The sequence below is a fragment of the Flavobacterium sp. genome (assembly GCF_044360715.1).
Classification (GTDB): domain Bacteria; phylum Bacteroidota; class Bacteroidia; order Flavobacteriales; family Flavobacteriaceae; genus Flavobacterium.
The window spans coordinates 35648-51897 of sequence record NZ_JBIKJY010000016.1 but is presented as its reverse complement, the minus strand read 5'-3'; the positions used below and the strand labels follow the sequence as shown (position 1 = coordinate 51897).

Annotated in this window: 16 protein-coding genes; 6 read left to right on the top strand and 10 right to left on the bottom strand. The window is 29.6% G+C overall.

All coding sequences use genetic code 11. The features are described from left to right. Together ACIQ16_RS06920 and ACIQ16_RS06915 are read right to left on the bottom strand one after the other, a co-directional pair. Positions 1–761: hypothetical protein (locus tag ACIQ16_RS06920; RefSeq protein WP_396149955.1), on the bottom strand; the 761-nt coding region annotated here is incomplete at its 3' end. A 71-nt stretch (positions 762–832) separates the two neighbouring features. Beyond that, positions 833–2113: a hypothetical protein gene (locus ACIQ16_RS06915; protein ID WP_396149953.1), complete on the bottom strand. Its 1281-nt coding sequence runs from the start codon at positions 2111–2113 to the stop codon at positions 833–835. Between the two features lie 75 nt (positions 2114–2188). Between ACIQ16_RS06915 and ACIQ16_RS06910 the strand changes: the two genes are divergently transcribed. From ACIQ16_RS06910 to hemN, 6 genes are all read left to right on the top strand, one after another. Further along, positions 2189–2413, top strand: a complete 225-nt coding sequence (locus ACIQ16_RS06910) for a hypothetical protein (protein ID WP_396149951.1) — start codon at positions 2189–2191, stop codon at positions 2411–2413. Positions 2414–2512: 99 nt separating this feature from the next. After that, positions 2513–3217: a hypothetical protein gene (locus ACIQ16_RS06905; RefSeq protein WP_396149949.1), complete on the top strand. Its 705-nt coding sequence runs from the start codon at positions 2513–2515 to the stop codon at positions 3215–3217. A gap of 26 nt (positions 3218–3243) precedes the next feature. Further along, positions 3244–3945 (top strand): hypothetical protein, encoded by a 702-nt coding sequence (locus ACIQ16_RS06900; protein ID WP_396149947.1) that lies wholly within the window; start codon positions 3244–3246, stop codon positions 3943–3945. A 61-nt stretch (positions 3946–4006) separates the two neighbouring features. Beyond that, complete coding sequence (locus ACIQ16_RS06895) at positions 4007–4873, top strand: hypothetical protein (protein WP_396149945.1); 867 nt, start codon at positions 4007–4009, stop codon at positions 4871–4873. A 370-nt stretch (positions 4874–5243) separates the two neighbouring features. Then, positions 5244–6059, top strand: coding sequence for a purine-nucleoside phosphorylase (locus ACIQ16_RS06890; protein WP_396149943.1), 816 nt, complete (start codon positions 5244–5246; stop codon positions 6057–6059). Positions 6060–6170: 111 nt separating this feature from the next. Further along, entirely contained in the window at positions 6171–7532 is a 1362-nt protein-coding gene (hemN, locus tag ACIQ16_RS06885) for an oxygen-independent coproporphyrinogen III oxidase (RefSeq protein WP_396149942.1), read from the top strand. 3 nt (positions 7533–7535) lie between these two features. On the opposite strand, the gene ACIQ16_RS06880 is transcribed toward hemN, so the two are convergent. From ACIQ16_RS06880 to ACIQ16_RS06845, 8 genes are all read right to left on the bottom strand, one after another. Beyond that, positions 7536–8237, bottom strand: a complete 702-nt coding sequence (locus ACIQ16_RS06880) for a sulfite exporter TauE/SafE family protein (RefSeq protein WP_396149939.1) — start codon at positions 8235–8237, stop codon at positions 7536–7538. A gap of 24 nt (positions 8238–8261) precedes the next feature. Next, positions 8262–8708 carry a FixH family protein gene (locus ACIQ16_RS06875; protein ID WP_396149936.1) on the bottom strand — a complete coding sequence of 149 codons (447 nt, stop codon included), beginning with the start codon at positions 8706–8708 and terminating at the stop codon, positions 8262–8264. 13 nt (positions 8709–8721) lie between these two features. Continuing rightward, positions 8722–10143, bottom strand: a complete 1422-nt coding sequence (gene ccoG / locus ACIQ16_RS06870) for a cytochrome c oxidase accessory protein CcoG (RefSeq protein WP_396149934.1) — start codon at positions 10141–10143, stop codon at positions 8722–8724. Positions 10144–10215: 72 nt separating this feature from the next. Continuing rightward, positions 10216–11145 (bottom strand): cbb3-type cytochrome c oxidase N-terminal domain-containing protein, encoded by a 930-nt coding sequence (locus ACIQ16_RS06865; protein ID WP_396149933.1) that lies wholly within the window; start codon positions 11143–11145, stop codon positions 10216–10218. 12 nt (positions 11146–11157) lie between these two features. Next, the gene (locus ACIQ16_RS06860) at positions 11158–11328 is read right to left on the bottom strand and encodes a CcoQ/FixQ family Cbb3-type cytochrome c oxidase assembly chaperone (RefSeq protein WP_396149931.1); all 171 of its coding nucleotides are present in this window, start codon (positions 11326–11328) and stop codon (positions 11158–11160) included. Positions 11329–11332: 4 nt separating this feature from the next. Continuing rightward, positions 11333–13510: a cytochrome-c oxidase, cbb3-type subunit I gene (gene ccoN / locus ACIQ16_RS06855; RefSeq protein WP_396149929.1), complete on the bottom strand. Its 2178-nt coding sequence runs from the start codon at positions 13508–13510 to the stop codon at positions 11333–11335. Between the two features lie 9 nt (positions 13511–13519). Then, a complete protein-coding gene (gene ccoS, locus ACIQ16_RS06850) occupies positions 13520–13681 on the bottom strand; it encodes a cbb3-type cytochrome oxidase assembly protein CcoS (protein ID WP_291241849.1) in 162 nt (53 codons plus the stop codon). 88 nt (positions 13682–13769) lie between these two features. Continuing rightward, the gene (locus ACIQ16_RS06845; RefSeq protein WP_396149959.1) at positions 13770–16157 is read right to left on the bottom strand and encodes a heavy metal translocating P-type ATPase; all 2388 of its coding nucleotides are present in this window, start codon (positions 16155–16157) and stop codon (positions 13770–13772) included. Positions 16158–16250: the final 93 nt, after the last annotated feature.

Below are 16250 nucleotides of genomic sequence, written 5' to 3'. Positions count from 1 at the left end.
AAATACCACATTTTATATGCTACATATCGCGCTTTTGGAAATATATAAATTGTATCAAGATCATTGGAACTAATAGGTAAGCCATAAAGTTTTTTACCAATTTCTTTAGCTTTTAGAATATCATTAAAATAAAAATAACGAAACAAAACTGCATTCGCAAAAATATAATCTTGCAAATAATTAGTATCATTTGGATTTGTTAATTCTAAATAATGTTGAAAACTATCTGTATAGCCTTGAATTCGATGAAAAGGATCGTATAAAGATTCTAAAAGAATATTTCTTACAAAATCATGCTGCCCATATTTTTTAACAAAAGTTGAAAACGATGTGGTTTTTTGAAAAGATATAAAAGTCCGAAGTCCAACATATTCTTTTGTTTTATAATTTTCGTTTGACACACTATCAAAAACATCAATTAAAGTGTTAAATTTCGCATGATTTACAAAATCAGTAATAATTGTATCGAAGGTCTTATTTAAGAAATTAGCATCAGTAAATAAATGCACGCTATCACAATAATTCACAAAATTGTCCCAAGAAACATATCCGCAGAATTGAGCCAATATATTTAAAGTATTTTTATACGGCTTGTGTTTGCCATTTGGACTAAGAAAAAAACGATATAAAGTAGATTCCGATAAGTATCCTTTTTTCTCACTAGCAATAATCTGACTTAATAATTTACACTCGTTTTTATTAGTGATATAAATGCCTGTTTTGTTAAATATTTTATCTAGCAAAATCTTATCGTAATACATATTTCTATTTTTTTATAAAACTATAAAATATAAATGAAAGCTACAGTTCAAGTTAGTTCAAGTTTAAGCGTTTATTTCAAACTAAATTCTTTAGCTAATGAAAGAAATAATTTAAATCCTGTTTTTTTAACATGAAGTTTTATATTTTTCAGGGCATTACGATTTATTTCAATTGCTTTTTCTGAAAAACTAATTTTTAATTTGGTATAATAATAAAGCAAAGATAAGTAATCATAATAGCCTATTTCAACTAATTCCAATTGCACTAACTCTAAATTTCGTTTGGCTCTAGAATAGGATTTTGCATGCCAGTTACTATTTGACAAACCAATTAAATAAATAGCACTTGTTGTAGTAGATGACCATACATCCGACTCAAAAAGTTCTTCGTAATACGTATCTAATATCAATTTTAAAAACTCATATTCATTTTTAATTAGTAATGCAGGAATTATTTCTTCTAAGAAAAAACTCACTCGGATTGTAGTACATTCCTTTAAAATATCGTTTTTTAATGTTTTACTAACGCTTTTTGATTTCAAAATACAATATCCGTAATACCTTCCTTTTAATACAGAATAGAAATCAGAAAATCCTATAGGCTTAAAAATTTCTATATCTTGATAATCAGTATTTTCAGAATAAAAACGTTTATAAAACTTCATTAAAGACACGAAAAATATATCAGAATCATTTGCCGCATTTCTTTCAATAATCTTAAGGATCTTATAATATCTTGAATTTAAATTGGTGTAATCTATATACAAAAGCGGAATATTATTTCTAAACGTATCGTAATGAATTAATGATTCATAAATGGGCAAAGCCTTTTTTTCTGGAATATTAGACAGACTCAATGAAATAGTTGTAGAAAATTTATGAAACTGCGTACCTGTTATGTGTTTAAAATCGACATGCTTAAAAATAACATCTAGTATTTCTAAATTATTTTTCTCAACATGAAATGATAAAAAATAAGCCAAATAAACAATGTTTTTTTCGTCTAATAAACCAATGTTTATTTTATTTATTTCCTCTGTTCCTATTTTACTTTGGCGTTGCATGCGTAACAAAGTTTGCTGAAAATACCATTCGCTATAATTAGCTTGATTATTTTTATAACTAGAAAAAGATGAAAAACCAAGATACAACGATAAGGTATTTAAGGTAGTCACAGAAGGTACTGTTTTATCTAAAAATCCAAATAACCTTCTAAGCGTATTAAAGCCAATAGAATTATCAATATTCGTATCTATTTCTTCTTTCAAAAACTTAACATCTCGAAGTGAAGTGACCGTAATATTTGACTTTTTTTGAACATCAATCAGTAATTGAGAATAATCGTTATACATACATGGGCATAATTTGGGCTAAATATAATAATTATTAATTTAAATTTGAAGTATTAATGTTTATAAAATAAAATAATGGCAAATTTAAAATTAGATGAATTAATTGTGAGATCAGCTTGGGCCTGTGGAAATGCAACACAACCTATGACTGAAAATGAAAAAAACATTGTTAGATCCATTCGTAAATTTTTCAAAATGGATAATGATCGATTTAACAATTCTTATAATACTTTTACAACTTTAGGCGGTCATTTATCGCAACTAAATGATAAAGATCCAATAACAAAAATTATTAGCTGATTTTCTGCATGTGCTGTTGCTTGGAAAGAAAATGAAGGATTAAAAGAAAGTAACATAGGTGACGATGAAGCTGAGTTTATTTCAAAAATAACCGATTCATTGAATATACCTTTCTTTATTAAATTAAATATTAGGGATGATGTTGCTAACCTAGCGTACGATTTGATAAATGAAATTAGCGTACCAGAATTTTTAAATGATGAAGACTTGCTCGATCTTATTGAAATGGAAAAAGAAGATGGAGAAATATATGAAAGAAGTGTTAAGCCCTTACTTAAAGCTTTTTTTAATTCTTTAGAAAAAAATAATCTGTATGATACTTGGGAAGAAAATTATTTAGCACTTATCAAGTATAAATCTGAGCTACAAGACATGTTTGGTAAAATGGATTTAAAAGAATTTGACACAAGATATAAAGAATTAAAGTCAATAATTTTTAATCTTAATAAAGAAAAGAATGTTAAAGAAAAACAAATAGCTAAGGAACTTGCAGATAAGGAGAAACAAATTGCAAAAGAAAAAGCAGATAAAGAAAAGCAATTAGCAAAGGAAAAAGCGGAATTGGAAAAAAATAAAACCCATGAATATTCTGTTTCAAACGGAATTCATTATTGTAAATATTGTGGAGGTGGTGAAACATGGAGAAAATTTGATTGTCAAAGAGAATTAGGCCACAAATATACTTTACGAAGAGTTCAAAATAAAATTGGATTTGATTATTCATTTAAACCAGTTTGCAACAATTGTGGAGACATTAGACATTATTGTCAACCTGATAATGACTATAAATTTAAATGCAAATAAAATAAATTCGTTTAATACTATTTAATATGGGACATTATTATTTAAACACTCAAATTACGGAATTATGGAATAAATATAATTTAATATTTGATGATTACCATAAGGAAATAATGAAACGTGTACCAAGTTATTTATCCGTTCCAGAAACAAAAGACAAAATTTTATTTATTGGTTTGAATCCAGCCTTTCAAAAGAGAGAAGAAACTCATGAAAAATTCATTAATTATTCCTTTAATTCTGATATTGAAAATGAAGAAATAAAATATTTTACAAAAATTAATACTGATTCTAAAGATCCTTCAAACGATTTTTATTATGGAAAATATTTTAACACACTTCATAATTTTTCAAAGAAACTTGGTGAGGATGGATTTGAACATTGTGATTTGTTCCTGATGAGAGAAACTGACTCAAAAGCTGTAAAGAGAATGGTTGAGAACAATGATGGTGATTTAAATGAATTTGGTTTAGAACAATTAAATATTTTAAAATCTCATATAGCCAATTTGAATCCAAAAGTTATTATTATACCAAATGCTATGGCAGCAGAATATTATAGACAAATCATTCTTCAAAATTCAAAAACAGATAGCGAAAAGGGAATTTATTATTCAGAAATAAACAATAAAAAAATACCTACAATTTTATGTGGCTCATGGCAATATGGAAGATTAGATAAATATACCGAAGCCATTTTAATTAGACATATTAAATCCGCAATCAATTAATCATGTATTACAATTCATATAAATAAAAAGAAGAATTGGTCTTTTTGTAAAAAAATCAAGAATGAAAAATTTAATTTACCTGACATTATTTTCACTAGTATTGGTTTCCTGTGATTCTAACGAAAGAAATATAAAGAAAACCTTTAACAGATTAAACTCAGGTGAAACTTCTGCGGCTTCAAAATATATTTGGCCTAAAGACCATAAAAACCTATTTACGTTTGAACAACGATTTTTAAGCGAAAATGAATTGCTGTCTTTTGATATTCAAACAATTGAAAAATTAAATGATGAAAGCTACAAAGTATCTCTGAATTGTAGTAATAGCAATGAAGAATTATTAAATTATTTTACAAAAAAAGGCAACTTGGTATCAGGTACTAAGATTGTAGATACTCTTTTTATTAAAAAAGCGAATGGTAAAGAATATGTAACATTTGATTGGGATTTGAATGAAAAAACTATTTCAAACAATATAAAATTATCTACTATTTTAACTAAAAAACTAAACTTAAGAGCTGGTCCAGGAAGAAAGTATGATGTAATAAGTCAACTTGAAAAAGGTGACGAATTGTTAATGGATGACAATTACGAAAACTCCAATTGGAGAAAAGGAATCTATTTTGAAAAAAATAGTAGTATAAAAGAAGTGTACTTTTCTTCTCAATTAACTGATAGTAATGAAATTAGTTTTTTTACTTTAAATTGGGCAGATAGTATGGGAATTGTAGTTATATCTATTTTGGGATTACTAGTTCTTTTTGTTGTTTATCCTTTGTTATTTTCGGCACTCTTCAGAGCAGGTGGAGAAGGCGCTGGTACATTTGCATTAATTTTGTTTGTGGTCTTATTAGTTGCCGTTTATTTTACCTATCAAATTATTGAAACGGCATTTTTTGAACTTTTTATTATAAACTTACCCTTTTAAAAATAAATTTATAAATATGTTGTTTGTTTTTTCAATTTAGAGTTGAATTTTTATTTTAATTTTTATTTTTACGAAAAGACGAGGTGCTGTAAACCCATTTAGGTTCAAACTATAAAACAAAAAAAAAGACTTCAAGCATTCTTGAAGTCTTTTAACAAAACTATGCTGAAAAAATCTAACATAAATGTTTCTATTTTTATTATAAAATTGGGGAGATTTTATAATATGCAATTTGGGTGCAAAAACATTTGTCAAATATAAATATATTAAATGAAACTTTTTTGTAGAATGATTCCTACAAAATCGCGTAGACTTTTTAATCAAAAACACTATAATTTTCGTATATTTGAGTAACTAAATACTTCAAAATATGTTAAATCAAATATACGAAACGTGTGAATTCATCAAAGCAAAAACAAATTTCACACCAGAATACGGAGTGGTTTTAGGCTCTGGTTTAGGGGGTTTTGCCGAAGATATTGCTATTGAATTCTCCATACCTTATTCGGAGATACCAAATTTTCCAACCTCAACTGTTGCTGGCCATAAAGGTGCTTTACTTTTTGGAACTATTGGAACTAAGAAAGTAATCGCAATGCAAGGCCGTTTTCATTATTACGAAGGACATACGATGAAAGAAGTTACATTTCCAATTCGGGTAATGAAATATTTGGGAGTTTCTAAATTAATTGTTTCTAATGCTTCCGGAGGCGTAAATTCAAAATTTAAAGTAGGCTCAATTGTTTTAATTACAAATCATATTAATATGATGCCTGAACATCCTTTACAAGGAATAAACGATGAACGATTAGGACCAAGATTTGTAAATATGAGTGAGCCATACAGCCATCACATGATTGCAAAAGTTAAGGAAATTGCTAATGCAAAAAACATACAAGTAGAAGAAGGTGTATACGTTGCACTACAAGGTCCAACGTATGAAACACTTTCCGAATATAAAATGATAAAAAATATTGGTGGCGATTGTGTAGGTATGAGTACCGTTCCTGAAGTAATAGTTGCACGACATATGGATTTGGAAACGTTTGGAATTTCTGTTATTACCGATATGGGAAATGAAGAAAATATGGAAAGCGTATCACATGAAGAAGTACTAAAAGCTGCCAAAAATGCCGAACCTCAAATTAGAACGTTAATTAAAGAATTAATTTGTTCTTACACCTAATTGGATTTCTAAATCTATTTTTATTTCAAATTAACATTACTTTCTTCGTATGATATTTATCATAAATATTTAGCGTGAATACCCATAATTTTGTGATAAATTCATAAAGTTATGTCGTCATTGATACAAAAATATAATGTGCCTGGTCCCAGATATACCAGTTATCCAACAGTTCCATTTTGGGAAGAAGAAGCGTTTTTAGAAAAAAAATGGATTCAAAATCTAACAGAAACGTTTAAAATTTCTAATCAAAAAGAAGGAATAAGTCTATATATTCATTTGCCTTTTTGTGAAAGTTTATGCACTTTTTGTGGTTGTAACAAACGAATTACGAAACGTCACGAAGTAGAATTGCCTTATATTCAAGCCGTAATAAAAGAATGGCGCTTGTATTGCAATTTATTTTCAAGAAAGCCGAATATAAAAGAAATTCATTTGGGAGGCGGAACGCCAACTTTTTTTTCTACAGAAAATTTAACTTTATTACTTGAAGGCATATTTGAAACAGCAAACAAAGCAGAAAGCTATATTTTTAGTTTTGAAGGACATCCCAATAATACTACAAAAGAACATTTGCAAACATTATATAATTTAGGATTACGAAGAGTAAGTTTTGGCGTACAAGATTATAGCCCAAAAGTTCAAGCAGCAATTCATAGAGTGCAATCTTTTCATAATGTATCAAAAGTAACTTTGTTAGCGAAAGAAATTGGCTATACTTCTATAGGTCACGATTTAATTTACGGATTACCTTTTCAAACAATTCAGGATATTGAAGACACAATATTAAAAACAAAATCGCTTTTACCTGATAGAATTTCATTTTATAGTTATGCGCACGTGCCTTGGTTAAAAGGAAACGGGCAACGTGGATTTCAAGATGAAGACATTCCGCAAAATGATACGAAAAGACAATTATATGAGTTAGGTAAGAAAATGTTACTTGAAATGGGTTACGTTGAAATCGGCATGGATCATTTTACTCTGCCTACAGACGAAATGTATTTGGCATTTAAAAGCAAAACACTACATCGAAATTTTATGGGATACACCGCTTCGAAAACGGGACTAATGATTGGTTTAGGTGTGTCATCTATTAGTGATAGTTGGAATAGTTTTGCACAAAATGAAAAATCGTTAGAAACGTATTATCAAAAAATTAATGGCAATAATTTACCTGTATTTAGAGGACATCATTTAACTTCCGAAGATGTAGTAATTCGTCAGCATATATTAAACTTAATGTGCCATTTTGAAACCAATTGGGAAGATGAATCTACTTATTTTACAGAAATTTATGACGTATTGGATTCTTTATACGAAATGCAATTAGATGGATTGCTTTATATTGAGAACAAAAAACTAATTGTTACCGATTTAGGAAAAGCATTTGTAAGAAATATTTGTATGGCTTTCGATTTAAGATTAAAAAGAACGGTGCCACAAACAGAATTATTTTCAATGACGGTTTAAAAATTAATGGCAATTCACTTCTGACTGAATATGCAAATTCATAGAACTTGGAGAAAAATAAGGAATATTTAATCCAAAACCTCTTACAATAAATAATATTCCCATGAAAATCATAAGAACAGGAATTGCTTTTTGAAATTTAGCGTAAAAAGTAAACGAATTACTTTTAAAAAAATTTACAACAACAGCCATTAGTGGAATGGTACCTAATCCGAATAAAATCATATACAAACTTCCTAAGAAAACATGATTCATAGCCATTGCGCCAAATAATGCCACATACACCATTCCACAAGGTAAATACCCATTAAAGAGTCCAATTAAAAATAACGATTTAAACGTTTTGTTTTTAAATTGTGAACCCAATTGAGATTTTACTTTACTGATAATACTATAAATAGGCTTAGAAAAATTATATGCTGCAAATTTTTTCTCTGGAACAATGGCAACAATAATCATAAAAATTCCAACAACTATAGAAAGCTGTTGTTGAAATCCTGCAAAGAAAAAACCAGAACCTAAAACACCAAATAGCAAACCTAAAGAAGCATAAGCCACTACTCTACCCAGTTGATAAGTAGCAATTTGGATCCATTTTTTAAATGAATTATTTTGATCTATTGGGAGCATCATAGCAATTGGCCCACACATACCTACGCAGTGCAAACTACTTATAAACCCAAATATTAGCGCAGAATAAAGCATTTTTTTTATAATTCAAATCGTAAATTAAAAATAAATCGTCTCCTTATTTAAATAAGCAACCTCATCTACTTTCCAATTTATAGATATTTCCCAAAGACCGCCAATCAATTTATGATTAGGTATGAGCATTATTGGACTTGATAAAGAAATTTTCATTTCAAAATCCAACTTTTGATTTGACGGTCTGTATAGGGAAATAGTTCCTTTTATTTTTTTATAATCTATATCTGTAGGAAAATAAATTTGTATCCCTTCAGAAGTTTTTGCTACTTTTAATTTAGTTTTTAAAGCATTTGAAAGATTTTGGCTTTCAATATCGCTTTGTACTTTCCCTTCCTGCTTGTAATAATCACTAGCAACTAACTCATTATCGTATTTTGAATTTGATTGTACCAAAAACACAAAAAACAATATAAAAGTCATAAAACTTCCAAAACCAATAATTACTCCTGTTCCCCAATTAAATTTCATATTTGTTGTTGTTTTAATTAAATGTTCTTGGACCTAAAAAATTTGTAGTAATTGTTTCAATTAATTTATTTCCTTGATGTACTTCTATATTAATCTTTGTATTATCTGATTCTAATATTACCAATGGAATTTCAACAAATAATGTTCCTGTTGCAGCATCTGCTTTTTCAACATGTAAAATTGAATTTCCTACTAACTTAAGGGTACCCTGTTTTGGATGAATTAACTTAAATGTTATGTTTTTTAAATTGTCATTTGTTTTATTAATAATTCTATAGGTATATACATTACTGATGTTTTTCCCTTTTTCTTCATACAACTGACCGGATAATCTTAATATTTTAGTATCTACTTCTGTTCGCAATAAAATCATTGAAATCATAACTGTAGTTAAAATTACTAAAACGGCAATATACCCTTTCATTCTGGTGGTTAATTTAAACGTTTCCTTTTTAGTAATTTCTACTTCACTTGCGTAACGTATTAATCCTATTGGTAAGTTGACTTTCTCCATCATCAAATCGCACTCATCCATACAAGCGGTACAGTTGGTACATTCTAATTGTGTTCCGTGACGAATATCAATTCCTGTTGGACAAACATTTACACATTGATGACAATCAATACAATCACCAATTTTTTGTTCTTTTCGGTCTTCATTTTTCTTAAATTTAGCTCTTCCATTTTCACTTTCACCACGAACATAATCGTAAGCTACAACAATGGATTTGTTGTCTAAAAGAACACCCTGCAACCTTCCGTACGGACAAGCTATAATACAAACTTGTTCTCTAAACCAAGTAAAAACAAAATAGAAAATTCCTGTAAAAATGGATAACACAATTAAGGTTTTTACATTACTTAGCGGCCCTTCAACAATCATTGCTTCAAGTGTATCACTTCCAACTAAATATGCTAAAAACACATTGGCAATACCAAAGGAAATAATTAAAAACACAAACCATTTTAATACACGTTTTCTGATTTTTTCTGCGTTCCATTCTTGACTTTCTAATTTTATTTGAGCACCTCTATCGCCATCTATCCAATATTCAATTCGTCTGAAAACCATTTCCATAAAAATAGTTTGCGGACAAAACCAACCACAAAATATACGACCAAAAGCTACAGTAAATAAGGTTAACCCAACCACTCCGGTAATCATTAAAATCACCACCAAATAAAAATCTTGTGGCCAAAATGGCATTCCAAAAATATTGAATCTACGATCCAATACATTAAACAATAAGAACTGATTGCCATTTATTTTAATAAAAGGGCTAGAAAGTAAAAATGCCAATAATGCATAACTTACTAATTTTCTTCTTTCGTAATATTTTCCTTGAGGTTTTTTTGGAAAAATAAATTTTCTTTTTCCTTTTTCGTTTATAGTTCCAATGGAATCACGGAAACTATCGTCTTCAATATTTGACATCTTTTGTTATATTTTGCATTACTGCTGTAACAAATATGGGTATACAATAAAGCATACCCAAATTGTTAGTATTTATTTTTTTGCAATCGTATCTACCACCTCAACTTTTGCAGTTGCAGCAGCACCTTCTTCTTTCCATACTTCCCCTTCAGGTGCTTTTCCTCCAGCAGGTTTTGTGCCTTGAAGAGACAATACATAACTAGCCACTTTTTGTATTTCGGTTGGTTTTAAACTTTCTTTCCAGGCTACCATTCCTTTTCCTGGTCGACCACCTTCGGTAATAGTTTTAAATAAATTTTTAATTCCACCACCTAAAATCCAACTTGTATCTGTTAAATTAGGACCAATTGCCCCACCTCCATCAGCTTTATGACAAAGCACACAATTGGTTGTGAAAATGGCTTTTCCTTCTGCAAGAGCAGCTGGCTCAGTAAGTAATGTTACTTTATCAACATTCATTAAATCTGGAGCTGTTTTATTATATTCTTCTACTTGTTTCTCCGCTAAAGTGTTATCCATTACATATTCTTGGTCTTGCGTATAATCTCCAACTATATGAAAACGAACTAAATACACCAAAGCAAACACAATTGTAGCATAAAACAATCCCGTAAACCACGGTGGTAAACCATTATCTAGTTCTTTAATTCCATCATAATCATGATCTAATTGAATGTCTTTTTCATCTTCAATTGGTTTTAAAGCCGAAATTTTAAACAACCATTTTTTATAAAACTCAGATTGTGTAAATGGTTTTGCTTTTTCAATATCAAATTGCGCTTTTGCTTCATCTGTAAGCAATTGGTAAGAAACATTGTCTACTGCATTTAATATTACTTCAATGACAATAAAAATGAATATCAATAACAAATGCATTAATGGCACTATTGGATATTTTACAAAAGCTGGACGGTCTCCAGAATCAATAAAATATTCTGATAAGGCAAAAACAATTAGGTAAAAAAACGGAAACCTAATGTATACTGGAATATATTTTCTCATAATCTTGTTGTTTTATTTCTCGTTAAAAGGTAATTCACTCATAATTTTCACTTGCTCTTTACTATACGATAAAGCATATATTAAGTAAGAAATAAATATGGTAAAGAAAATTACTAATGATATTATAGGATAAATCTCTACTCCATTAATACCTTCCATGTTGTGTTTTACAAATTTTAACATATCCTTATTTTTTTACTTTAATATCCGTTCCTAAACGTTGCAAGTATGCAATTAAGGCTACAATTTCTCTATCTTTCATTTGTACGAAAGGTTCGCCTGTAAGTTTTGCTTTTTCTTTACTAGCTGCATATGATTTAGAGAAATTTGGATCTGTTTCTAAACCTTTTTCAATTTCTACAGCTTGTTTTTCAATACTTATAAATGCATTAGCAATTTCGGCATCTGTATAAGGTACACCTAACGTTTTCATAACACTCATTTTTTTCTGAATGTCGTCATGTTTCATTTTCTTATTATCAAACATCCATTTATAAGCTGGCATTATAGAACCTGTTGTTGTAGCTTGTGGATTCCACATATGGCTAAAGTGCCAACTATGAGGATATTTACCACCTACTCGCATTAAATCTGGACCAGTTCTTTTTGAACCCCATAAAAATGGATGATCATATACATATTCTCCAGATTTAGAATATTCACCATAACGTTTTACTTCACTTCTAAATGGGCGAACCAGTTGTGAGTGACAATTATTACAACCTTCTCTGATATATAAATCTCTACCTTCTAATTCCAATGGAGTATAAGGTTTAACGCTTGTTATCGTTGCGATATTTGATTTCACAATTAACATAGGGACAATTTGAATTAATCCACCTATAGAAACTGCCAAAACTGTTAAAATGGTAAATTGAACTGGTTTACGTTCTAACCAAGCGTGTAATTTTTCATTTCTCAATCGACTTGATGCGATTACTGGTAGCGCAACTGCTTCTGCTTCTTCATCTGTAACTGCAGAACCTGCTTTTACTGTTTTAATTACATTATATACTCCAACTAAAACACCTGTTAAGTATAACACACCACCTACTGCACGCATAGCGTACATTGGCATAATCTCCACTACAGTATCCATAAATTGGCCATATACTAATGTGCCGTCTTCATTAAATTGTTTCCACATTAATGATTGTACAAAACCAGCCACATACATAGGTAAAGCATATAAAATGATACCTAATGTTCCAATCCAAAAATGAAAATTGGCTAATTTTTCTGAATATAATTTTGTTTTAGTAATTCTTGGTATAATCCAATAAATCATACCAAATGTCATGAAACCATTCCAAGCTAATGCGCCAACGTGAACGTGTGCGACAATCCAGTCCGTAAAGTGAGCAATCGCATTTACGTTTTTAAGTGATAACATAGGTCCTTCAAAAGTGGCCATTCCATAACCGGTTACCCCAACTACGAAGAATTTTAAAACGGCATCTGTTCTTACTTTATCCCAAGCACCTCTTAAAGTTAGTAATCCATTAATCATACCTCCCCAAGATGGAGCAATCAGCATAATTGAAAATACTACTCCTAAATTTTGCGCCCAATCTGGTAATGTAGAATACAATAAATGGTGCGGACCTGCCCAAATGTATAAGAAAATTAACGACCAAAAGTGGATAATTGACAATCTATATGAATATACTGGTCTGTTAGCCGCTTTAGGTAAATAATAATACATTAATCCTAAAAACGGTGTAGTTAAGAAAAATGCTACTGCATTATGACCATACCACCATTGCACCAGAGCATCTTGAACACCTGCATAAACAGAATAACTTTTTGTTAAAGAAACAGGTATTGCAATACTGTTTACAATATGTAACAAAGCAACGGCAACAAAAGTGGCGATGTAAAACCAAATCGCTACATAAATATGGCGCTCTCTTCGCTTAATAATAGTTCCAATCATATTAATACCAAACGCTACCCAAACTAAGGCAATTGCTATATCAAATGGCCATTCTAATTCGGCATATTCTTTTGATGTAGTAATTCCCATTGGTAACGTTATAGCAGCACCTAAAATAATAAGTTGCCAACCCCAAAAGTTAACCTGACTTAAAAAGTCGCTATACATTCTGGCTTTTAGCAAACGTTGTAAAGAGTAATATACTCCTGCAAAAACGGCATTACCAACAAACGCAAAAATTACTGCATTGGTATGTAAAGGTCTTAATCTACCATAACTTAACCACGGAATACCGTCTGTTAAATTTGGAAAAAGATAAAATAAAGCCACAAGTAGTCCTACTGACATTCCGACTACTCCAAAAAGTAGCGATGCATAAATAAAATTACGAACGATTTTATTATCATAACGAAATTGTTGCATTTCCATAATTAATGTTTATTTAGTTTTAGTTTTTTTTAATTCATCGTCAAAAAGCATACGAACCGATGGCGTGTAATCATCATCAAACTGACCGTTTTTTACGGCTAATATGAATGTGATTAAAAACACAATGGCTATTAAGATGCTAATGGTTATAAGAAAATATATGATACTCATACCTCTATAAGTTTTAAACAAATTTAGATTAGCGAGATGTAACTAAATATGATATTTATCATATATTGAATTTATTTTTATTTACGAATTACGATTTGATTTTTTTACCGTAAAATTTACTCAATATGGTTACAAAGCTCACAATCGTAATAGCGCTCATAGGCATAATAATGGCCGCAAACAAAGGAGATAATTTACCTGTTAAAGCAAAAGCTAATCCTACTGAGTTATATAGTAACGAAAGACCAAAACTCATATAAATGGTTTTCATTGCGTTTTTAGAATACTGAATATAATAAAACAAATTTTGAAATTGCGAAGCATCCATGATACCATCACAAGCGGGAGAAAAGACGTTTACATTTTCTGAAAGCGCTATTCCAATATTACTTTGTGCTAAAGCACCAGCATCATTTAACCCATCTCCTACCATCATTACATTTTTACCTTCGATTTGAAGTTTTTGAATGTAATCTAATTTTTGCTCTGGTTTTTGATGGAATACCAATGTAGTATTTTGAGGTAAAACAGATTTTAAATAGTCCTTTTCGCCATCATTATCACCCGATAAAATGACAGTTTTGAAGTTATTTTTATCCAACTGATTGAACAATGTATTTAACCCTTCTCTATATTGATGGTTGAAGGCAAAATACCCTTTATATTGAGATCCAATTTCAATATGTACTTTAGTATTTTTATCTTTTTCAATTTCTAATTTTAAATTCATTAAGTGAAGAGAACCTATTTTATATATACTATTTTCAACTTCAGCCAACATTCCTTTACCCACAATTTCTTCATAATTAGTAAGTTCAGCTAATTGAGATTGCGGTAAAAATTCGTATAATTTTCGACTTAAAGGATGATTTGAATTTCTGACAATACTTTTAATTTTGGCAAATTCTACTTGCGATAATGTTTCACCCACATATTCAATATTCGATTTTAAAGATGAGGTAATCGTTCCTGTTTTATCAAAAACAATCGTATCTACTTTTGCCATTTGTTCAATAACTTGAGCGTTTTTTAAATACAATTTATGATTTCCCATAATTCGTAACACATTACCTAAGGTAAAAGGTGCGGTTAAAGCCAAAGCACACGGACACGCTACAATTAGCACTGCAGTGAAAACATTAAACGCTAAATACGCATTTATAAACAGCCAAAAAATTAAGGATCCAAAAGCTAACAAAAGTAAAGCTGGTGTGAAATACTGACTTACTTTGTCTGTAATCGATTTGTGTTTCTGTTCTATTTTTTTTTGAAAGACATCATTACTCCACAATTGCGTTAAATAGCTTTGCGAAACGGAAAACAACACTTCCATTTCAATTATACCGCCCATTTGTTTGCCGCCTGCAAAAACTTTATCGCCCGATTTTTTTTCAATTGGAATGGCTTCACCAGTAACAAAACTATAATCTAAAGCTGTTTTTGGTGAAATTAATATTCCATCAACTGGAATTAATTCTTGATTTCTGATAATTAATCTATCACCTTTTTCTACATCATAAATTTGGCAAGGTTCCTCTTCTCCATTTTGATTAATTTTCGTAACAGCAATTGGAAAATAAGATTTAAAATCGCGTTCAAATGATAAAAAATCATATGTTTTTTGTTGAAATAATTTTCCTAACAACATAAAGAAAACCAATCCTGTTAAACTATCAAAATAACCTTGACCGTAATCAAAAGTAATATCAATTACACTTCGAACAAACATTACAATTATTCCTAAAGCAATTGGAATATCGATATTTAACATTTTAGATTTGATACTTTTATATGCAGAAATGTAATAGCCACTTGCCGAATATAAAAAAGAAGGTAAGGATAAAAAGAAAATTAGCGTTCTGAAGAAATTTCGATATTTATTTATCCAAAATTCATCTACTTCAAAATATTCTGGAAACGATAAAAGCATAATGTTTCCAAAACAGAAAAATGCAATTCCTAATTTATAAATTAAACTTCTATCAATTTGTTTGGTGTCTGTTTCGTAATTTTCTAAACTTATATAAGGCTCATAACCAATGGATGACAATAAATAAACGATGTCTTTTAGATTGGTTTGTTCTGAATTATAGGTAATTCGAACCTTTTTTTGTGTAAAATTAACCTGAGAAGTACTTATTCCCTTTTGAAGTTTTTGTAAATTTTCCAAAATCCAAATACATGAACTACAGTGAATATGTGGTATGTATAAGGAAACAATATAAATTGTATTTTCTTGAAATTCCAATAATTTGGATTGAATTTTTTCATCATCTAAAAAATCATATTTACCTTTAATTTCTTGTGGTGTGGCTCCAGGAGCCGATTGAAAATCGTAATAACATGTTAAATCATTTTGACTAAATATTTCATATACTGTTTTGCATCCCACACAACAGAATGATTTTTCGTCAAATTGTATTTCTTCTTTTGCAGTATATTCCTTACCACAATGAAAACAATTTTTATTGCCCATAATAATGCTCATTTTACCTGATACAAAGGTGAAATATTGTTCATAAGTAAAATATGATATTTGTCATACAATTTGTAAATTTGTACCGACTTC